Origin of the sequence: aff. Roholtiella sp. LEGE 12411, assembly GCF_015206995.1 — a bacterium.
Classification (GTDB): domain Bacteria; phylum Cyanobacteriota; class Cyanobacteriia; order Cyanobacteriales; family Nostocaceae; genus Komarekiella.
In genome coordinates, this window is record NZ_JADEXR010000036.1 from 1 (window position 1) to 19,408 (window position 19,408).

At 40.0% G+C, this 19,408-nt stretch carries 21 protein-coding genes and 1 pseudogene; 14 read left to right on the plus strand and 8 right to left on the minus strand.

Annotation, left to right across the window (positions count from 1 at the left end; genetic code table 11):
• Positions 1-46 precede the first annotated feature (46 nt).
• Positions 47-2,935: an isoleucine--tRNA ligase gene (gene ileS, locus IQ246_RS10760; protein WP_339379244.1), complete on the minus strand. Its 2,889-nt coding sequence runs from the start codon at positions 2,933-2,935 to the stop codon at positions 47-49.
• A 111-nt stretch (positions 2,936-3,046) separates the two neighbouring features.
• On the opposite strand from ileS, the pseudogene IQ246_RS10765 reads away from it, so the two are divergent.
• Positions 3,047-3,169 (plus strand): annotated as a pseudogene (locus IQ246_RS10765) (DUF2887 domain-containing protein); the annotation flags it as partial.
• An 89-nt stretch (positions 3,170-3,258) separates the two neighbouring features.
• Entirely contained in the window at positions 3,259-4,314 is a 1,056-nt protein-coding gene (gene dusB, locus IQ246_RS10770; protein ID WP_194002804.1) for a tRNA dihydrouridine synthase DusB, read from the plus strand.
• Here the strand turns inward: dusB and IQ246_RS30830 are convergent.
• From IQ246_RS30830 to IQ246_RS10780, 3 genes are all read right to left on the minus strand, one after another.
• Positions 4,300-4,428 (minus strand): hypothetical protein, encoded by a 129-nt coding sequence (locus IQ246_RS30830; protein WP_255515520.1) that lies wholly within the window; start codon positions 4,426-4,428, stop codon positions 4,300-4,302. The two genes, dusB and IQ246_RS30830, sit on opposite strands and share 15 nt — an antisense overlap.
• 254 nt (positions 4,429-4,682) lie before the next feature.
• Complete coding sequence (locus tag IQ246_RS10775) at positions 4,683-5,462, minus strand: hypothetical protein (protein WP_194002806.1); 780 nt, start codon at positions 5,460-5,462, stop codon at positions 4,683-4,685.
• A gap of 231 nt (positions 5,463-5,693) precedes the next feature.
• Positions 5,694-6,098: a hypothetical protein gene (locus IQ246_RS10780; RefSeq protein WP_194002866.1), complete on the minus strand. Its 405-nt coding sequence runs from the start codon at positions 6,096-6,098 to the stop codon at positions 5,694-5,696.
• Positions 6,099-6,165: 67 nt separating this feature from the next.
• Here IQ246_RS10780 and IQ246_RS10785 point away from each other — a divergent pair, with 67 nt between their 5' ends.
• Positions 6,166-6,831, plus strand: a complete 666-nt coding sequence (locus IQ246_RS10785; RefSeq protein ID WP_194002808.1) for a class I SAM-dependent methyltransferase — start codon at positions 6,166-6,168, stop codon at positions 6,829-6,831.
• A gap of 267 nt (positions 6,832-7,098) precedes the next feature.
• Here the strand turns inward: IQ246_RS10785 and IQ246_RS10790 are convergent, their stop codons facing one another.
• Positions 7,099-8,802: a fasciclin domain-containing protein gene (locus tag IQ246_RS10790; protein WP_194002810.1), complete on the minus strand. Its 1,704-nt coding sequence runs from the start codon at positions 8,800-8,802 to the stop codon at positions 7,099-7,101.
• Positions 8,803-10,092: 1,290 nt separating this feature from the next.
• Here IQ246_RS10790 and IQ246_RS10795 point away from each other — a divergent pair.
• Positions 10,093-10,803, plus strand: a complete 711-nt coding sequence (locus tag IQ246_RS10795; RefSeq protein WP_194002812.1) for a hypothetical protein — start codon at positions 10,093-10,095, stop codon at positions 10,801-10,803.
• A 136-nt stretch (positions 10,804-10,939) separates the two neighbouring features.
• Here IQ246_RS10795 and IQ246_RS10800 read toward each other — a convergent pair whose 3' ends face one another.
• Positions 10,940-11,878, minus strand: coding sequence for a DMT family transporter (locus tag IQ246_RS10800; protein ID WP_194002814.1), 939 nt, complete (start codon positions 11,876-11,878; stop codon positions 10,940-10,942).
• 219 nt (positions 11,879-12,097) lie between these two features.
• Between IQ246_RS10800 and IQ246_RS10805 the strand changes: the two genes are divergently transcribed.
• The gene (locus IQ246_RS10805) at positions 12,098-12,448 is read left to right on the plus strand and encodes a hypothetical protein (RefSeq protein ID WP_194002816.1); all 351 of its coding nucleotides are present in this window, start codon (positions 12,098-12,100) and stop codon (positions 12,446-12,448) included.
• Positions 12,449-12,630: 182 nt separating this feature from the next.
• Here the strand turns inward: IQ246_RS10805 and IQ246_RS10810 are convergent, their stop codons facing one another.
• Together IQ246_RS10810 and IQ246_RS10815 are read right to left on the minus strand one after the other, a co-directional pair.
• Complete coding sequence (locus IQ246_RS10810) at positions 12,631-13,635, minus strand: cyanophycin synthetase (protein ID WP_194002868.1); 1,005 nt, start codon at positions 13,633-13,635, stop codon at positions 12,631-12,633.
• Positions 13,636-13,891: 256 nt separating this feature from the next.
• Complete coding sequence (locus IQ246_RS10815; RefSeq protein ID WP_194002818.1) at positions 13,892-14,317, minus strand: hypothetical protein; 426 nt, start codon at positions 14,315-14,317, stop codon at positions 13,892-13,894.
• Here IQ246_RS10815 and IQ246_RS31270 point away from each other — a divergent pair.
• The 9 genes from IQ246_RS31270 (at position 14,204) to IQ246_RS10855 (ending at position 19,247) form a co-directional block, all read left to right on the plus strand.
• On the plus strand, positions 14,204-14,572 hold the full coding sequence (locus tag IQ246_RS31270; RefSeq protein WP_339379245.1) for a type I restriction-modification system subunit M N-terminal domain-containing protein: 369 nt from the start codon (positions 14,204-14,206) through the stop codon (positions 14,570-14,572). The genes IQ246_RS10815 and IQ246_RS31270 overlap by 114 nt on opposite strands.
• 5 nt (positions 14,573-14,577) lie before the next feature.
• Positions 14,578-15,336, plus strand: coding sequence for a hypothetical protein (locus IQ246_RS10820; RefSeq protein ID WP_244141985.1), 759 nt, complete (start codon positions 14,578-14,580; stop codon positions 15,334-15,336).
• A gap of 37 nt (positions 15,337-15,373) precedes the next feature.
• A complete protein-coding gene (locus IQ246_RS10825; RefSeq protein WP_194002819.1) occupies positions 15,374-15,622 on the plus strand; it encodes a UPF0175 family protein in 249 nt (82 codons plus the stop codon).
• Positions 15,619-15,831 (plus strand): hypothetical protein, encoded by a 213-nt coding sequence (locus IQ246_RS30300; protein ID WP_244141986.1) that lies wholly within the window; start codon positions 15,619-15,621, stop codon positions 15,829-15,831. The genes IQ246_RS10825 and IQ246_RS30300 overlap by 4 nt, the downstream gene beginning before the upstream one ends.
• Positions 15,819-16,124, plus strand: a complete 306-nt coding sequence (locus IQ246_RS30305) for a DUF3368 domain-containing protein (RefSeq protein WP_339379242.1) — start codon at positions 15,819-15,821, stop codon at positions 16,122-16,124. Before IQ246_RS30300 ends, IQ246_RS30305 begins: the two co-directional genes overlap by 13 nt.
• On the plus strand, positions 16,114-17,472 hold the full coding sequence (locus IQ246_RS10835) for a restriction endonuclease subunit S (RefSeq protein WP_194002870.1): 1,359 nt from the start codon (positions 16,114-16,116) through the stop codon (positions 17,470-17,472). The genes IQ246_RS30305 and IQ246_RS10835 overlap by 11 nt, the downstream gene beginning before the upstream one ends.
• 161 nt (positions 17,473-17,633) lie before the next feature.
• Complete coding sequence (locus tag IQ246_RS10845) at positions 17,634-17,873, plus strand: antitoxin (RefSeq protein WP_194002821.1); 240 nt, start codon at positions 17,634-17,636, stop codon at positions 17,871-17,873.
• A 1-nt stretch (position 17,874) separates the two neighbouring features.
• Positions 17,875-18,285 (plus strand): type II toxin-antitoxin system VapC family toxin, encoded by a 411-nt coding sequence (locus tag IQ246_RS10850; protein ID WP_194002823.1) that lies wholly within the window; start codon positions 17,875-17,877, stop codon positions 18,283-18,285.
• Positions 18,286-18,287: 2 nt separating this feature from the next.
• Entirely contained in the window at positions 18,288-19,247 is a 960-nt protein-coding gene (locus IQ246_RS10855; RefSeq protein ID WP_194002825.1) for a DUF4351 domain-containing protein, read from the plus strand.
• Positions 19,248-19,408: the final 161 nt, after the last annotated feature.

A 19,408-nucleotide genomic window follows, 5' to 3' on the forward strand; every position in this document is an offset into this window, starting at 1 on the left:
ATGCCCCATGCCCCATGCCCCATACCCAATGCCCCATACCCAATACCTAAAACTCTCCAGCCAAGGCTGCAACACAACGTTCGCAAATTAGGGGATGCTCTTCTGATTCTCCCACATGGGTGGAGTAGTTCCAGCAGCGATCGCATTTTTCCCCCTCTGCATTCACTACCCCAATTCCCCAGGTATCTGACTGCAAGTTGTATTTTACCCCTTGCAGTTTGTCAGGAGAATCTAATATTTCCACTTGGGAGGTGAGGAATAAATAACGGAGTTCATCGATACCGTCACCATTAGTTGGGTTTAGTGCTTTTACGGAGGAGCGTAACTGCTCGTCACCTATATAAAGCAATGCTTTTGCTTCTAGAGAAGAACCAATCAGTTTTTCTATCCTTGCTTGTTCTAGTACCTTGTTTACCTCAGTACGAATTTGCCGGATTTGTTGCCAAAATCCTGCAATTTCTGGATTACGCCATTTTTCTTCTAACTGTACCCAACCGGCTTCAAACACCGATTTGTAGGGGGTTTTGTAAGGGAGATATTGCCAGATATCTTCGGCGGTGTGGCATAGCACTGGGGCGATCGCTCGTGCTAAATTTTCTAAAGCTATCTTCAGCACTGTTTGACAACTGCGACGGCGAAAAGCGTTAGGAGCGCTGATGTACAGCCTATCCTTGGCAACATCTAAATAAAAGTTGGATAAATCCACCACGCAGAAATTCTGCACTGTTTGGAAGAAGCGGAAGAATTGGAAATTATCAAAAGCATCCGTTACTTCTTCAAACACCTCAGTGATGCGGTGCAGCATATAGCGGTCAAGTTCTGGCAATTCCTCGAAGGGGACTGCATCCTTTTCGGGGTCAAAATCGTGCAAGCTACCCAACAGAAACCGCGCTGTATTGCGAATCTTACCTCTGACATCGTTCAGCTGCTTGATGATGTTTTTACCAATGCGGACATCAGAGGAATAATCTACTGACGACACCCACAACCTCAATACATCTGCACCATAAGGTGGTTCTGCTTTTTGATTTTTCCCGCCTTCAATGATTGTATTTGGGTCAACCACATTTCCTTCTGACTTGCTCATCTTACGCCCTTGTTCATCTAAAACAAAGCCGTGAGTTATCACAGTTTTGTAAGGCGCAATACCATTAACCGCTACACTGGTAAGCAAACTTGACTGGAACCAACCGCGATGTTGGTCGGAACCTTCCAAATACAAATCAGCCGGGTAGCGTAACTCTGGACGCTGTTTAGTTACTGCTGCCCAAGATGAACCCGAATCAAACCACACATCCATTGTGTCAGTACCTCTGCGGTAAGACTTGCCATTTTGGCGATAGGATTCGGGTAATAACTCTGCTACCGACATTTCCCACCAAGCGTCAGAACCTTTTTCTGCGATAATTGCTTGGACGTAGTTTATGGTTTCGGCATTCAGCAGTGGTTCCCCAGTTTGCTCATCGTAGAAAACAGGAATGGGTACACCCCAAGCACGCTGACGGGAGATACACCAATCAGAACGTTCCGCCACCATTGGCGTAATGCGATTTTCACCTTGGGCTGGAATCCATTTTACCGTTGCGATCGCCTTTAATGCTTCCTCTCTAAATCCCTCTACCGAAGCAAACCATTGTTCGGTTGCTCGGAAAATCGTCGGCTTTTTCGTCCGCCAGTCGTAAGGATATTTGTGAGCATAAGCCTCCTCCTTCAACAACGAACCCGCAGCAGTTAACGCATCAATCACCGCCTGATTACCATCACCTAGCACATTCAACCCAGCAAATTCTCCCGCTTCCTGGGTAAAATTACCATTGTCATCAACTGGCGCGAGGATAGGCAAACCATAACGCTGACCAACGATATAATCTTCTTGACCATGACCAGGTGCAGTATGTACCAACCCAGTACCAGACTCGGTAGTGATGTAATCACCACCCACAACCACCGGACTTTCGCGGTCAAAAAGAGGATGACGGTAAGTAGTATGTTCTAAATCTTTCCCCTTAAACGTGGCTTTTACAGTTAACTCAACTCCCAACGTCGAAGATAAACTCTCCACCAAATCAGCAGCAACAATGAGATACTTAAATCCTCCATTACTCTGTGCCTCCACGTCTGTGCGTGACACCTCCACCACTGCGTAGTTTAAATCCGCATTCACAGCCACCGCCAAATTCCCTGGAATTGTCCAAGGCGTAGTTGTCCAGATAGCCACACCTAATTCCGACAAATATTCTCCCAACAGCGGTTTAACCGCCTCCGCTAAACCTGTAATTGGAAAAGCCGCATAGATACTGCGGGAAGTGTGACCCTCTGGGTATTCCAACTCAGCTTCAGCCAAAGCCGTTTTAGAACTAGGACTCCAGTGAACCGGCTTCAAACCACGATAGATGTATCCTTTTAAAAACATCTGACCGAAAACGCCAATTTGCGCCGCTTCGTATTCTGGCTGGAGAGTGAGATAAGGGTGTTCAAAATCACCCCACATTCCGAAACGCTTACAGGTTTTACTTTGATCTTCCACTGCTTCTAGAGCAAATGCTTTCGCTTTTTGCCGCAGTTGTAAAGGTGTTAAGTTTTGCCGCTCTGCTGGCTTCATATTCTGCAAAACTTTCAGCTCAATTGGCAAACCGTGACAGTCCCAACCGGGGACATAGCGAATCTTACGCCCTTTTAGCAGTTGGTAGCGATTAATAATATCTTTGAGAATTTGACCTAAAGCATGACCACTATGCAGAGAACCATTAGCATAAGGAGGCCCATCATGCAGTATAAATAATTCGCCTGGGTTTTCTTTGGAGAGGCGATCGTAAATTTTATTTTCTTCCCAAAATTGCTGAATTTCAGGCTCACGCTTGATGGCGTTTGCCCGCATATCAAAATTAGTCTTGGGTAAGTTTACAGTATCTTTGTAACTTCCAGTTTCGGTCACAGTCTCATGCCTAGGATTAGGTGTGCTGATTTGATCAATTATAGAATATGGCATGAAAACCCCCCAAGTCTGGGGGATTCTTTTAAAGTCGTCCTGTATTATTAGAGTGAACAACAACGGCAGTTATTAGAATTAATAGAGACAATTTTAGTTTACAATTTCCCAACTATGAGTCGAGAGGAGATTGCAGGTATGTTTGGGTTAAGCGATTTGAAGCAAACACGAGTTTTTGAACCTCACGCGACTTCAAGTCGTGTGAGGTTCAAAGAAAAGTATCTTGCTTAAGAAGAACCTTATCGTCATTAAAATTAATCATTGTTTATATGGTTTCCCTATCTCCTGATCTAAAAAATAAACTATCCCAACCCTTAAAGATTGGCTCATTTGAAGTAAAAAGCCGAGTTCTCCAGTCGCCTCTATCTGGGGTGACGGATATGGTGTTTCGTCGCCTTGTGCGTCGCTATGCACCAGATTCGATGATGTATACGGAAATGGTGAATGCTACGGGGTTGCATTATGTCAAGCAGTTACCCAAAATCATGGAGGTAGACCCCAACGAACGACCAATTAGTATTCAACTGTTTGATTGTCGTCCCGATTTTCTGGCTGAAGCAGCGATTAAAGCAGTTGCGGAAGGCGCTGATACTGTTGATATCAACATGGGATGTCCGGTAAATAAAATTACCAAAAATGGTGGTGGTTCTTCGTTGTTGCGACAACCACAAGTCGCTGAAGCAATTGTGCGGGAAGTGGTGAGAGCTGTTGATGTCCCAGTGACAGTGAAAACCCGTATTGGCTGGAACGATCAGGAAATCACGATTCTTGATTTTGCCAAGCGGATGGAAGATGCAGGAGCAAAAATGATCACGGTGCATGGACGCACCCGCGCCCAAGGGTACAATGGCAATGCTCGTTGGGAATGGATTGCTCGTGTGAAGGAAGTACTTGTTATCCCAGTGATTGGTAATGGAGATATATTCTCTGTTGAGGCGGCGGTGAAATGTTTAGAACAAACTGGCGCTGATGGCGTAATGTGTTCCCGTGGAACTTTGGGTTATCCGTTTTTGGTGGGAGAAATCGATCACTTCCTCAAAACTGGGGAAATGTTACCACCACCAACCCCAATACAGCGGTTGGAATGTGCTAGAGAACATTTGCAAGCTTTATGGGAATATAAAGGCGATCGCGGTGTACGTCAAGCCCGCAAGCACATGACATGGTATGCTAAAGGATTCGTTGGTGCTGCTGATTTGCGCGGGCAGCTAAGTTTAGTTGAAACGGTAGATCAGGGTTTACAGTTAATTGATCGGGCGATCGCACAACTGGCGAATGGTTATGAACCAGAGGAAGAGGTAGAATCTAATTTAGCTTTGGTGTAACAAGGATTTTAAAGTTTTCCGCATACGGCTGCCTGATTCATATTTTGATTCAGCAACGCCCTTAAAACTAGCGATCGCCACAAATAAACAAACTAATGTAGAGACGCTTGCCATAGCACATCTCTACATAGGGCTTGCTGAATAGAATTGTAATATAGACTAGATAAGGATTTTAAGCCTTTTTCCAACAAACAAGTGCAAGGTCATAACATCTAAAGTCTCAAAACCCTTGCACAATCGTTAGCGATCGCTGGGTAAATTCTGAAACTGAGCGATGAAACAAGTATTTTGTAAGCTGTGTGGCTTCTACATTTGCTTGAGAGACTTATTCAGCAAGCCCTACATAATTACGAATTACGAATTATGAATTAATCTGAGGCTGTTTTAAAAAATCGGATAATTTCGCGGACATGATCGAGAAATTGACCATCAGTTGAAAGTTGCGCGATCGCATTTCTAGCTTCTCTTGTCAAACGTTCATGCTCAGTTTGATTTGTCGCGCGTAATTCTTCTAAATTAGCAGCAATTCGCGCTAAGTCTCTGCGAGTTTCGTCGGCAAATCGTTGTTGAGTTGCTGGCAATGAATAGGGTTGTTCTGGGTTAAGTTGATCTTCTATCTGCCGAACTTTCTCTTCTAGAGAATTAAAGCGATCGCGTAGTTCAAAAATATCTTCGCGGGGATACTTCCATTCTTGGCGAATCATCGCTAACCGCGCATATAAATATTCGTAAGCGCGAATCGCTGGACGCAGAATGGTTAATAATAAAGCTGCACCAGAACTTATGTACCCCACCGTACTAATACCAGTGGCAGCGAGAGTATAAAGACCAACAGTTGAGAATAAGTGTAAAGCAATGGCAACCCAGAGCGATCGCTTTGCCAACAGTTTGACGTATTTTTCTTGTTTCTCATCGACTGGAATTCCTTTCTCAGCTGACTGTGCTGCTTCTGCTAAAACTTCTTTGGCTTGAAAATGCACATTCCACGGTACGGTAACAATTACTAACAACCACCAAAAACTTGCACCACCAATCACCCAATCAAGAAAGTTACCAGCTGGGATGTGCAACCATTGCAGTAGTCCAAAAGCCGCTAGCACCACAACCACAATTCCTGCAATGGAACTGATGAAAAAGTTAATATACATCTTGCTCTGTCTCCGGTGAAACTATCACCTCGATCATCACTGTACCCCAGCAGTTATACGTAAATCATTGTGATGGTTTTTTTAATAGCACATATCCCACTGTGCAGAATTCAAACTTCAAAAATTTTTGTGCTCAGAATCCTTGTGATAGTTTTTCTATTAGCACATATTCCAATGTACGTAATTCAAAATTTAAAAACCTTTAACCCTGTTCTGTCACTCTTGGAAAATTTACTCAACTAAATAACTACGCCAAAGTTGAGTATTTTTACTACCTTTTTCTGGAATCAGCAATCGCCAGGTTTTACCTTCTTGCTGAATTTGCAGGTAAACGTCAAAGGTTTTTTTTGGTTGCGTTAAGCGCCGTTTTGGTAGCTTAACAATCAAGTCGTAGCTTCCTTTAACGTGGAAAGCTGGTAAATTTTCAATCGTCAGGGGTTGTTCTTCGCTAATTGATAGCCGCTTGATTTCAAATCCTTGAAAATCTAGATCCAACTGTTGGCTAAGTTTTTGTTGAGTTTGCTCTAGCCCAAGTGCGATCGCTCTTTGTACTAAATCGCTAGTTGGTAGCAGTCCAATACTGCCACAAGCTGTGACTACCACTAACAATATTGCTGTCAAAACTAACCGCACCATGTTATATCTGAGATTCCACTTATCAGCGATAGTATAACTGTAGATTCTCTTAATTTTCTGAGCTACCATGCCAAAACAGTCTATAGGTCTTGATAACCAACTCTACAATTATCTTTTATCCGTTTCGCTGCGGGAACCAGAAATTCTTTGGAAGTTGCGCCAAGAAACCGCCAGCCATCCCCAGAGTGGAATGCAGATTTCACCAGAACAAGGGCAGTTTATGAGACTTCTGGTACAGTTAATTGGAGCAAAGAAAACCCTGGAAGTTGGAGTTTTTACAGGTTATAGCTCACTTTCTGTCGCTTTGGCACTACCGGCTGATGGGAAAATTATTGCTTGTGATGTGAGTGAAGAATTTACTGCGATCGCTCGGCGGTATTGGCAAGAAGCTGGGGTTGCTGATAAAATCGATCTACGATTAGCACCAGCTTTGAAAACTTTAGATCAGCTACTGGCAACTGGGCAAGCCGAGACATTTGATTTTGCCTTTATTGATGCCGATAAAGAAAATTATGATGGATATTATGAGCGATCTCTGCAATTGGTGCGTCCGGGTGGATTGATTGCTATTGATAATGTTTTATGGTCTGGACAAGTCGCTAACCCGCAAATTCAAGATGAAAGCACCCAATCTATCCGCGCCCTTAATGATAAGTTACACCATGACGAACGAGTAACTGTTTCGCTTGTCCCCATCGCAGATGGACTAACACTAGCACTCAAGCGACGTTAGTGCAGTGTAAAAATGTAAATCGCAAAAATTCCTTCATTATTATGGCTGTAGAACTCCCAACTGAAAAAGACTTTCCTACGACAAGCACTAGCATAAAGATAAGTCAAGAAGCAGAAATTGAAAAAATTTTATGTTCCCATTGTCAGCGCACCGCTATGAACGGTATTAAATGTAAAGGGATTTGTGTGACTGATAATGACTATTAAGGATAAAGATATCTCCTGTAGAGACGCGATTCATCGCGTCTCTACTCCTAACTACAGATGCTTAAAAGTTGAAACCAACTCCTAGTAGTAGGCCGACATCAGTTTCATCCAGAAAAGCTGCATTCACAGAACCAGTTGCCGTAAACCGTGAACCTAAAGGAATATCTACACCACCACTTAGCAGTAAACCAAACTCAGTGTCACCAGCAATTTCAACAGCTACACCAGCACCTATGTAAGGAGATATAGGGAAGGCTGGTACAGCCCCAGTATCTGCTGTCCGTGGAGCAAGATCTAAGGTCAGGGGAACAAGAAACAGTGTATCATCCCCAAACAACGCCGATGGTCGCACCGATATATTGCGTGTCAGACCGATTTTGCTGATTGCTGCAAAGTTACTTTCGCCCAAAGCTGAGCCACCGCTTAAACCAATATTGCCAGCAACCCCGACATAGCTAGGGCCACCAAGCGTAGTTCTACCTGGGGTAACTTCACCAGTGGTGGTTCCTCCTGGCTGCTGATTTAACTGACTGAGGTTAATATCAGGTGGTATAAGGACTTGGTTAATCGCATGGATTACACCATTGCTGGCTTGGATGTCCGGCTGGATAACTCTCGCATTGTTCACCGCAACTTGATTGCTAGCGCGATCAATTTGAATATTTACAGGTTTATCTTCAAAGGTTTTCAATTCCCCAGCCGAGAGTTGATTAGCCGTTACTGCACCAGGAACGACATGATATCTCAAAATCTTAATCAATGTTTCTCTGTTCTCTGGTCGCTGTAACTGCTCTAGTGTTGCAGCAGGTATAGCAGCAAATGCTTCATCAGTGGGAGCAAAAACTGTATAAGGGCCAGGTTGTTGTAGAATCTCCGCTAGACCTGCTGATTTTATTAAAGCAGTCAGGTTTGTAAAAGAACTACTGGATGCAGCAAGAGAAACAATGTCGCTACCGCTCTGAGTGCCGCCAGCAGTTCCTCCTACAATATACTGAGTAGCTGGAACGTTGCTAGCAATGGGTTGCACCCGTCCCTGCCTAACTAAAGCTTGATATAAAAATGCTGCTGCTTCGGCACGAGTCAGCGGCACTTGCGGATTGAGTTGTTTTACATCAGGATAGTTGACGACAATATTGGCTTGTGTTGCTGCCGCTACATTATTAACAGCGTAGTTCGGGATAGCTGAGGCATCGGTATAATAAGTATTTAGAACACCTGATGCATCGTTGCTACTGCTTAAACCTAAGCCATTTGTCAAAGCGACGATCGCTTGCACTTTAGGAATTTCTTGATTTGGCAAAAATAAGTTATTGGGATAGCCTGCCATAAATCCGGTTTCGTAGGCATTCTGAATTGCAGAAGCAGCCCAGTAGTTGGCAGGAACGTCTCTAAAACCACCTGCGCCCAATTGCCGAATTCGGTTTTGGCTACTGAAAGCTTTTTGAATCATGGCCGCGAATTCAGCGCGAGTCACAGATTGATTGGGCTTAAATGTACCATCAGGAAAGCCACTAATTACATTATTTGCAGCTAGAACTTGAATGAATGGAGTCGCCCAGTAATCTGGGGCCACATCAGACAAGTTAACCGTTGGAGTTGACGATGGTGCAACCGGAGTTGGAGTAGTGGGAGTAGTGGGAGTAGTTGGAACAGTCTCTTGAGACGAAGCTGGGGCAGAAATCAGGATGGGAGTTAGTGTAGCAGCTATTACTCCTAGAGTTAGCAAAGGGGCGCTTGCTGATGACCAACGAAAGAAACTAGACATGAAAATCTCCTCCAGAAAAAAGTAGTTCTCAAATTTATTGATTGACTATGGAAAAACACCACACGCAAGGTTAGGGAGGGGCACAAATATCAAGATGATTGTTTGGCTTGCCTCATCATCAAAATCAAGAATCCGAACTGTAACTATTGAAACTCCCAATGTTTGACATTCTAGTCATCTGCTCTTGCGTCTAATAACATCTCTCCAACTATTTACTACATATAGATATAGTAGTCCTAATTGAGTTGTGATAGTTTGGTTTTTTAAAGAACCCTAGGAAAATTAGTATAAGTGCATAACTTTACGAATTTTGGGTACTGGTCTGGTAGTAGGTCAATTAGGATTTTATTGCCGTCTCTCTGTAGTTGCTGATAAATGTTAATGCCCTCAAGCTTGATCTACATAAGATTTAGTAATATTGTCAGAGAGGAATATGTGTAATTCCAACACAGATAGTATTTTGAATCGCTTACTCCAATTACACAACTGGCTAATGACTATAGTTTTAGGAAAGTTTTTCACTCTTTAGATAGTTGACTGCAATGGTAAATTTAGAATTTATAAAGTGGAAATCAGCGATCGCACTTGAAAATTTAGAGCATGATTAATCAAATATTTTAGAAGTTATGCGCTGTCCGAATCAACATAACGTGAATTCTAAAATTTAGTTGTTTTAAGCTGGGAACATTTCATCCTTTCTTCAGTAAAATCACGCGAATGTCAGTTCTATGTGCGAACAACTCCGGTACGCTCATGACGGGCTAATAGTTTGACTGTGCTACCCAAGGGCGCACGTACCACCCATTCTACTTTTGTCCGATCCTTGGTGGAATCCCCTTGCCGTCTGACAGGAGCCGAGGGCTTATAGGCACGTCCTTCTAATTGACCTAACTTTTCAAGAAGCTTACTGTTGGCAAACTGGAAAATTCCGGTTCAAATCTAACCCTTCCTTAGAGGATGTTTGAAAAGTCTAATTTATTACTCGCCGGGCGACTAGAAGTCGCGGCTATACAAACAAAACCCACCTCCGTGGGTTAAAAACTTTGATTTTGTATTAGTCCACGCAGGTGGACTTAGTTTGTGTAGTAGCGAATTCTATTCGCCCAATACTTTTCAAACAACCTCTAAAGGACGTTGCATATTTGCGGCATAATTTCTCAACTCACACAACAACGTTGATGGATTCTGCGGTTTTCACTTATGATAAAATTTATCATTTAGTAGTATCGATTAGTAGAGAAGCGAATCATAAATAAAACAAGGGTAACGCCTCAAAGTAAATCAACTCCTATGGCGCTCGTACAAGGGTTCTCCAAAGCTTTGGCACAAAGTTTCAGTATTCTCTTTATCGTCACACTTGTCGGTCTTTGTTTCCCTATAATTGTTGCGTCAGAAGAAAAATCTAATCCTAACAATGAACCTCAACCCCTTCAAACTGAGATTACGCAGCAAGATATCAGAGTTATTGAGCGATTAGTAGCCATTGCTGAACGCAACTCAGCCCAAGTGCTAGAAGCAAAATCTGCAATGGGATTGAATACCTTTAGAGATATCGTAGCTCTTGAATTATCACCGTCTTTTGCCACTACCTCAACATCACCAGATTCCTCATCTGAGCGTGAAAACAGTTTTTCGTTCACCATCACAATTGATCCAATTAAACTCATTAGTACTTTTGAGCAACTACCTGTCTTGCAGGCTCGTTGGAATGAAGCCAAGCAGCAAAGACGAGTCGCTGTCGTACAATACTATGTTGCTTATGTTCAATCCCGTCAAGCCGCGAAAGTTGCTGCTTATCGGATGCAAAAGTTTACTGGGAGTTCCCACATTGCGAGCCTTCGTTCATCTGGGAACGTCAGTCATCTCGCTAATCCTGATTATGTTGTTGCTGCAACGGAAATGCTAAATACAAACACGCGTGAACGATTGGCACTGGAAGAATTAGCAGCTTGTGTAGGTTTGTCTTTGCAAGCAATGACTAACGTCATTAATGGGCAATAGATGTTTTTAAATTGGTGTAGCGGCTACCAGCGATAATTATTCTACATTTCGTACTTGTGATCAAATTGGATCATGATTTTAAGGAATGAAAAAAGTATAAGGAGGAAGCGCCAATGTTTCCCAGTTTGAATTAGCTTTACTTCAGGTAAAACAATAATCCAATTCCGGCGATCGCAATTATCACACCGATGATCGCTCTCCAACTCACTTTTTCACCCATACAGATAGCGATAGGGATGACAAATAGTGGACTAGTCTGCATTAAGGTTGAGGCAATTCCCGCAGCTGTGAATTTGATTGCTGTTTGTTGCAACCATATTCCTAAGAAGGTTCCACAAAAGGCAGCAAAGAAACTTGCGAAAATTACTCGCTGCGATCGCCAGTAGGGATACGATAATCTAACATCTCTGCGGTTAGGAATCCATGTCCATATTAAGATAACCAAGACACCTGCACTCAATCGTAACAAGGCAGCCCACAACGGGTTAATGCTTGCCGTTGCATACGCAACACGGGAAATCACAGTTCCGGTGGCATTTGTCATTGCTGCTAACAAACCAAAGCCGATTCCTTGCCATACTTGCGTTGAGGAAACATCACTTGTACCAGGAACTCGTTCAGTCACTACCCAAGCAACCCCTAAAATGGTGAGCAAAATACCGCACCAAGCATTGATATTTAACTGTTCCTGGAGAAGAATTGTAGCAGCGATCGCTGTCATTGGTGGGGAAAGGGTTCCCAAGAGTAAAACCCGACGCGCCCCCAAGTAATTTATAGCAGCCAGGAAAGCTGTATCGCCTAAGCCAATACCTATAGCGCCACTCAGAAACAGTAGAAATACAGGCAAAGGGGCCAGAGTTGGCAAAAAATCCCCAGTAAGCAAAATAGTCAACACAAGTAGAGCGATCGCAATTATCCCTTTAATCAAATTCAGTTGCAGTGGCGGAATACGTTGCCCCAAAAGTCCATACACCACTGATGCTATAGCCCAAAAACAGGCAGCAAATAAAGCTGCCACTTCGCCTTTCCAAGCTGCGAGCGAAGTAATTAAAGAATTATTAAAAATAATATCCACACCTGAATTAATGCCTGAAACTCTTTAATACTACATTAAACAATTGAATAAAAATTAGCACTCACCGCTAGCAAGTGCTAATTCGTGACTGAACTTTAATACTTTCGATATAGGTGAAAGTTATACTTTTTTCAGATGTCAGTTGGTTAATTTTCGAGGGATAATTTTTTGTAAAAAATAAGGGTTTTTGGCAACCAATTAACAAAGGTTAAGGCTAGAATGAAATATACTTTTGATATTGTCGGCGTATCTCAAGTTTTGTACTTTTTTAATCACCAACAGCAAAGTTGGCAAAAATCACCACAACAAGGCGTGGAATACCTGGGAACGCATACGTGTACTTTAGATGCGTTTCTAGAATCTGTGGAATCAGTTCCGGCAAAGTGGGGTTGGAATTTTGATCAAGTAATAGATACGGTGATTCAATTTTGGTTGAACAACTCAGAGAGTGTTAATTATTGGAAAACACGTTTAAGTGATGCTGGTAGAGATAATTTGCTAGTCGCTAGGGTTGCAGATATTACAGCTTTACAAGCTGAATTTGAATCTTTATTAGATAAAAATTTGTGATGTATTGCACCAGTCAAGGCAACTGCTAGAGGTTATAAATATATGCTTCATATATAGGATTCCTATTTGATTTTTGAAAAAACTGCGTACACCTCTAACTCCCTTTTTTCCTATTCCCCATTCCCTATCTCTACGAGTCAGTTCACGAATCAAATCGGATTACTATAGTGGTTGCTATCTTTTCACAATAGTTTGTTATTTTGCTCGTTTTCAAGTGCTTTCAAAACTTTGAGATATAAACTTTCTACTCTCTTGGTTTGAACCTCACCAGTGGAGGCATAGTGAGTTAAGCCAGGAGAAGCATTTACCTCGATAGTTGTATAATTTAACATTGGCAGTGTTATATCATTAGTAATAATATCCACACCTGCTAATCTCAAACCCATATCTTTGGTAATATTTACTGCTAATTTTTGAAAATTTGGGTGGATACTTTCGGTTAAATCTACTGCTTCACCTCCACTCGATAAATTTGCATTATCTAAGAGGTAGACAATACTATCTTTAGATATAACACTATCAAAATTTAGCTTTTGTCTTTGTAACTTTAGTTTAATTCTGTAATCTTCAAAATCTATAATTTTTTTTCTACCAAATTTAAGAAAGTTTTCTTGTTTTTGACGCATAAGTTCCAAAACACTCGATTTACCATCTCCCTTGATAAATAAGGGAATTCTTTGATACGCCGAAAGAACTTCGTCATCTAATACTACAATTCTATAGTCATTACCACTATAGAACCGCTCGACGATTAATCCTGAGCTATTTTTCAAAATTTTATTGGCTACTTGATAGTATTCTTGCTTGGTGTAAACCTTTGTCACGAATATTCCTTGGCTAAGGTTAATTGGTTTGACAATTACAGGAAATCCAATTTTTTTAGCATAATCAAATCCTGCATCAATATTTTTAGCATTAGATAATTTTTCACATGTTTTATAACTAAAAAATCTTTGGCCTTCAGTAACCTGATATCCAAATTGCTTGAGAAAAAAGTTGGAGACACCTTTATCTTTTGCTATTGCTGCTGAGCCAAAATAATTAATATCAAACGTAGCCGTATGAAAAAATGTTTTATTCCCATTTTTAAACGTAATATGTCCCACAAAGCCATATTCTGGATCAGTTACAATTACTGCCCCTATTTCTTCTGCTAGTTTTTTAATGATTGAGGTTGTAAATGGTATTCTCATTATCAAAAGTATAATTTGTACGAAAAAATTTTAACTAATTTACAGTAATTGGTCAATATATAGCAGTTTTATTTGATTTTGGAAAAAAGTCTTTAGTGAATAAACCGTCCTAGACGCAGCAAAAAGCCAAAGTAGAGTAAACTTATACCCAAATTTTTATAAAAAATAGCACGCAGAGTAGTAGAAGTCAGACTTTCATAATTGGATTATTATTGCTGTGGTAAAAGTTGCTAAATATAGTAATAAGCTATTATAAAAATATATTGAACCTATAGAAGAATTTGATTTTTAAAACTTCCAATAGCTGTAAATAAAGACTCTTGCAGCAGATTTTCATGAATAACTTTTTGTAGCTGACAAAACCGTTACTCTTAATCTCCGATACCAGGCGAAAGCAGATCAAGAACGCGACAAGATTGATGACAAAACCAAGAGAGCGATCGCAGATAATGACAATCATCATTTGACTGACTAGCGCCTCATCAGTGACTTCATCGAAGCGCTCAATAATCATGAGGATGACTGGCTGTGGAAGATTATCGACAATCAGAAGCCCGTTTGGATATTTGGAGAGGATTCTGAGGGACTTGCGGATAATCTCAGAGCTTATATTAACGCTTTTTCGCCTCTGGCACGGGATATTTTTGAGAAATTTGAGTTTGAGAATGAAATTCAAAAGTTAGATGAAGCTAACCGACTTTTTGAAGTCATGAAGGCGATCAATAGTCCTGAAATTAATTTATCTCCGGCGAAACTCTCTAATTTGCAAATGGGCTATCTGTTCGAGGAACTGGTGAGAAAGTTTAACGAGCAGGCGAACGAAGAGGCGGGAGATCACTTTACACCCCGTGAAGTAATTCGACTCATGGTGAATCTGAGCAGATTGCAGAATTGGTGCGATTGTATGGGGATTTTGAGCAGAATGGTTTAAGTGAGGTGAAATCAGACGGACAGATAGAAAAGCAGATTTGCTCAAAGATTTTTGATAATCGGGAGTTTGGATTTCTTAAAATTACAGTGGAGCGATCGCTAAGATTAAATTTTCAGGTGAGTGAGGATCGTTTGGCTCGGTTATCGGAGCAAAAGGCATTTCAAGATTTAGCAACGAGTAAGAAGCGTAAAGATGCTCAGGTGCAACAGTTAGAAATGGAGATGGGTGAAAGTCTGCAAAATCAGATTTTAGATGCTTTGCGGTGTCTGGATGGCGATCGCCTGTATATGTCACGTGCTGAGTTTATGCGGGATTTGGATAAAGTGCTAAAGGATGCGGGGCTAAAGTTAAAAGAGCCAGTGATCAAGGCGATTTTAGCGGCGTTGGGTGAGGCTGATCCAGAAGCGGAAATCTGTCGGGATAAGAAGGGGAATCCTGAACCGGATAGTAATTTGCGAGATACGGAAATTGTACCTTTACCGGATGATATTACATTGCCGATACCGTTGGGATATGACAAGGATGCGAGTGTAGATGAGTTAATTAAGTTAGTAAAGAAGCATTGTGAGGTATATTTTGAGGCGGAAGTATTACCCCATGTACCTGATGCTTGGATTGATTTTTCTAAAACCAAAGTGGGGTATGAGATTCCGTTAAATCGCCATTTTTATGTATATCAGCCGCCTCGTTCTTTGGATGAAATTGAAAATGATATTAAGACTTTGGAAGCGGACATTATGGCGATGTTAGGAGAAGTGGTTTAACGATAAAATAAAAATGTAGAGTTAGGAGATTTTAGCAATGGCTTTAACAATTTCAGATGAATTTTTAGACGCTTCGCAGTTAACACCAACAGAATTTTTGCAGGAGATTGCATTACATTTGTTTCAGTCGGGACGATTAACTTTAGGTTATGCAGCTAAAATGGCGGAAATGGATTGTGATGCGTTTCAAGATTTACTTAAAGCCCGTAAAATTCCTTTATATCATTATAATTTGGAGGATTTTGAGGTTGACTTAAAAAATTTGCGGGAGTTAGGGAGATTGTGATTATCAGTGATACTTCTGTTATTACTAATTTGATTAGTATTGAACATATTTGTTTGCTAAAAAAACTTTATAAAAGGGTGATTATTCCTCAAGCAGTTTATCGAGAGTTATTAAAGTTTCATCCTACAATATTAAGTCAATTACTAGCAGAAATGTCTCCTTTGTTGGAGGTTAAAACTGTGATTGATAAAATAGAGTGGCTCAGTTGAAACAACAAGCTAAATTAGATAATGGAGAGTCAGAGGCTATTATTTTAGCATTGGAATCAAAGACTGATTTATTATTAATTGATGAGCGTCGTGGAAGGGCTGAGGTACAACGTTTAGGAATTAGAATTACGGGATTATTAGGGGTTTTATTGGAAGGGAAGACAAGGGGCTTTGTTGTTGCTGTTAAACCTTTGATGGATAAGCTGATTGAAGACTCTACTTTTTGGATTTCTCCTCCTTTATATGACAGGATTTTAATTTTAGCAGGAGAAATAAAGGGGAATAATGGGTAAGTATCAAGGTTATGAAAAATACAATGATTCTGGGGTTGAGTGGTTGGGGAAGATTCCTGAATATTGGAAAGCTGTTCGACTAAAACATATAACCAATCAAATTATTGATGGCGCACATTTTACTCCAACTTATGTTAATGAAGGAATACCATTTTTAAGAGTTACTGATATTGTTGGGGCGAAAAATAATTCTATTAACATGAACAATATTAAATTTATTCCCGAAGGGGAACACAATATATTATCTATAAGATGCAAACCAGAGAAAGGAGATTTACTTTACTCTAAAAATGGAACAATAGGAGTTCCTAGAATTGTTGACTGGGCTTTTGATTTTAGTATTTTTGTTAGTCTATGTCTAATTAAGGTTAGAAAACAAAAACTAAACGTTGAATTTTTACAATATTATTTGTTAGGGAAACTTACAGAAACACAAATTAATATTGGTGCTAAATCGAATACTGTTAGTAATTTACACTTAGACAAAATTAAAGAGTTTTGGACTACTCTTCCGCCACTGGATGAGCAGGAGGCGATCGCCCGCTTTCTCGACTATAAAACCAAACAAATAGACGGCCTCATTAAAAAGAAAGAAACCCTCATTCAAAAACTCGACGAAAAACGCACCGCTCTCATCAGTCACGCTGTCACCAAAGGACTAGATCCAAACGTCCCGATGAAAGATTCTAGTATTGAGTGGTTAGGCGAAATTCCGAAGCATTGGGAAGTTATGCACCTTAAAAGAAAAGCTCAAGTAAGAGGTGGTGTAGCCAAAGGAAGGAAATTAGATAAGGAAAAAACTTTAGAGCTTCCTTATCTTAGAGTAGCTAATGTTCAAGATGGATACATTGATATATCACATATTTCTTACATTGAAGTTTTACATAATGAAATAGAACGTTACTCATTGCATGATGGTGATATTTTAATGAATGAGGGTGGAGATAATGACAAGTTAGGGCGTGGTGCTGTTTGGAAGGCTGAAATTAATCCTTGTTTACACCAAAATCATGTTTTTTCAGTCAGACCAAATGACAAAAGAATGTCTTCATGGATTGCTTTATTAACATCATCGTCTTATGCGAAATTTTATTTCTTTAGTAGGGCAAAGCAATCAACAAATTTAGCATCAATATCATCAACAAATATAAAACTTTTTCCTGCTATTTTTCCACCAAAATCAGAAAGACAAGAAATTATAAACCATATATCAAATATTACAGCCCAAATTGACCATCAAAAAACCAATATCAAAGAAGCCATAGAACTATTAAAAGAATATCGCATCGCCCTCATCACCAACGCCGTCACAGGTAAAATAGATGTGCGCCAAGTCCCCATCCCCTAACCCCAGAAACCACGTATGACACAAATTACCCTTGCAGAACTCCCCGAAACCGTTCAAAACCTAATTAACCAAGCACAAAAAACAGGTGAACCCCTCACCATCATGCAAAATAGTATTGCGATCGCCAAATGAACTGATAAATTACATTTAGGATAATTATAATGACTACCGAATATCGCGTTAAACTCATTCAACAAGGCAATATTCAAACCTTATCTATTCCCGAAGAGTTAACACTATCAACCTCAGAAGTTATCATCCGACAAGAAGACGGAAAACTTATCATAGAACCCTACAAGAAAAAATCACTCCTCGAAGTATTCGCCAACCTTGATGATATTGACGAAGATTTTCCCGACGTTGACGAAGGACTATTACCATTAGATGACATAGAACTTTAAAATGTATCACTCTTACTTACTCCATACCAATATACTATCGGACTTTATTAGGCATCCAAGAGGTAAAATTTTTTCTAAAATTCAAGAAGTTGGAGAAGAAAAAATTTGCACAAGTATCATTGTTGCTTGTGAACTCCAATTTGGCGCAGAAAAAAAGAACTCACTTAAATTGAAAGAGCGCATTTCTCTCACTTTCGATATGATTACTATATTATCATTAACACCCAATGTAGATTATCATTACGCAAAAATTCGTACTTATTTAGAAAGTCAAGGAACGCCCATAAGTAGTAATGATTTATTAATTGCCGCCCATGCACTAAATCTGAATTTAACTGTAGTTACAAATAATGTTCGTGAATTTTCTCGTATACCAAATTTAAAATTAGAAAACTGGCTCAAACTTGATTAAAAATGATAGATCACGATAGACTCTTTAAAGAATTAATCCAAACCTTCTTTTGGGAATTTATAGAGCTATTTTTACCAGAAGTATTAGACTATATAACAAAAGACAGCCTCATCTTTTTACCAGAGGAAATATTTACTGATGTCACATCTGGAGACAAAAGAAAAATAGATTTATTAGCCCAAGTAAAATGGAGAGGAGAAGACAGTTATTTTCTGATTCATCTAGAAAATCAGGCATATAATCAAAAAGAATTTGAACGGCGGATGTTTCATTACTTCGCTCGTTTAGATGCTAAATATTTAATGCCAATCTTTCCTATAGTTATCTTCTCCTACGACGAACCAAAAAGACCTGAAAAAAGCCAATATACCGTTAACTTTCCTAAAAGAAAAATTCTCGAATTTAATTACTTTGCTATTCAACTAAATAACCTCAACTGGCGCAACTTTTTAAATCAACCAAATCCCCTAGCAGCCGCATTAATGGCAAAAATGGACTTTCAACCAGAAGAAAGAGTCCGAGTGAAACTAGAATGCTTAAGAATGCTAGTCACCCTAAAATTAAATCCTGCTAAAATAGAATTAATTTCCGGTTTCATTGACATCTATCTCAGATTAAACGCCACGGAAGAACAAGAACTTGATACCGAACTAAAACAAGCCAACTTAGTTGAAGAGGAACAAATCATGGAAATTGTCACCAGTTTGATGGAAAAAGGAATTGAGCAAGGAATTGAGCAAGGAATTGAACAAGGAATTGAGCAAGGAATTGAACAAGGAATTGAACAAGGAGAACAAAAAATTATTAAAAGACAACTAAAACGGCGTTTCAATAATATTGATTCTGCCTGGGAAAATCGTGTTAATGGTTTATCTTCAGAACAATTAGAAAACCTAGCGGATGCGATTTTTGATTTTCAATCTTTAGAAGACTTCATCAAGTGGCTAGACCAACAAAACTGATCTAGATATTTAATATTGGTCAAGGTGAAATCGATGTCTAATAAGCTTCCATTCCCTAACTCAAATGAACTGATAAATTACATTTAGGATAATTACAATGACTACCGAATATCACGTTAAACTCATTCAACAAGGCAATATTCAAACGTTATCTATTCCCG

Coding starts and splice junctions, on each gene's coding strand:
- dusB (WP_194002804.1), top strand. CDS start 3,259: ATGGTTTCCCTATCTCCTGATCTAAAAAATAAACTATCCCAACCCTTA.
- IQ246_RS30830 (WP_255515520.1), bottom strand. CDS start 4,428: ATGGCAAGCGTCTCTACATTAGTTTGTTTATTTGTGGCGATCGCTAGT.
- IQ246_RS10775 (WP_194002806.1), bottom strand. CDS start 5,462: ATGTATATTAACTTTTTCATCAGTTCCATTGCAGGAATTGTGGTTGTG.
- IQ246_RS10780 (WP_194002866.1), bottom strand. CDS start 6,098: ATGGTGCGGTTAGTTTTGACAGCAATATTGTTAGTGGTAGTCACAGCT.
- IQ246_RS10785 (WP_194002808.1), top strand. CDS start 6,166: ATGCCAAAACAGTCTATAGGTCTTGATAACCAACTCTACAATTATCTT.
- IQ246_RS10790 (WP_194002810.1), bottom strand. CDS start 8,802: ATGTCTAGTTTCTTTCGTTGGTCATCAGCAAGCGCCCCTTTGCTAACT.
- IQ246_RS10795 (WP_194002812.1), top strand. CDS start 10,093: ATGGCGCTCGTACAAGGGTTCTCCAAAGCTTTGGCACAAAGTTTCAGT.
- IQ246_RS10805 (WP_194002816.1), top strand. CDS start 12,098: ATGAAATATACTTTTGATATTGTCGGCGTATCTCAAGTTTTGTACTTT.
- IQ246_RS10825 (WP_194002819.1), top strand. CDS start 15,374: ATGGCTTTAACAATTTCAGATGAATTTTTAGACGCTTCGCAGTTAACA.
- IQ246_RS10845 (WP_194002821.1), top strand. CDS start 17,634: ATGACTACCGAATATCGCGTTAAACTCATTCAACAAGGCAATATTCAA.
- IQ246_RS10850 (WP_194002823.1), top strand. CDS start 17,875: ATGTATCACTCTTACTTACTCCATACCAATATACTATCGGACTTTATT.
- IQ246_RS10855 (WP_194002825.1), top strand. CDS start 18,288: ATGATAGATCACGATAGACTCTTTAAAGAATTAATCCAAACCTTCTTT.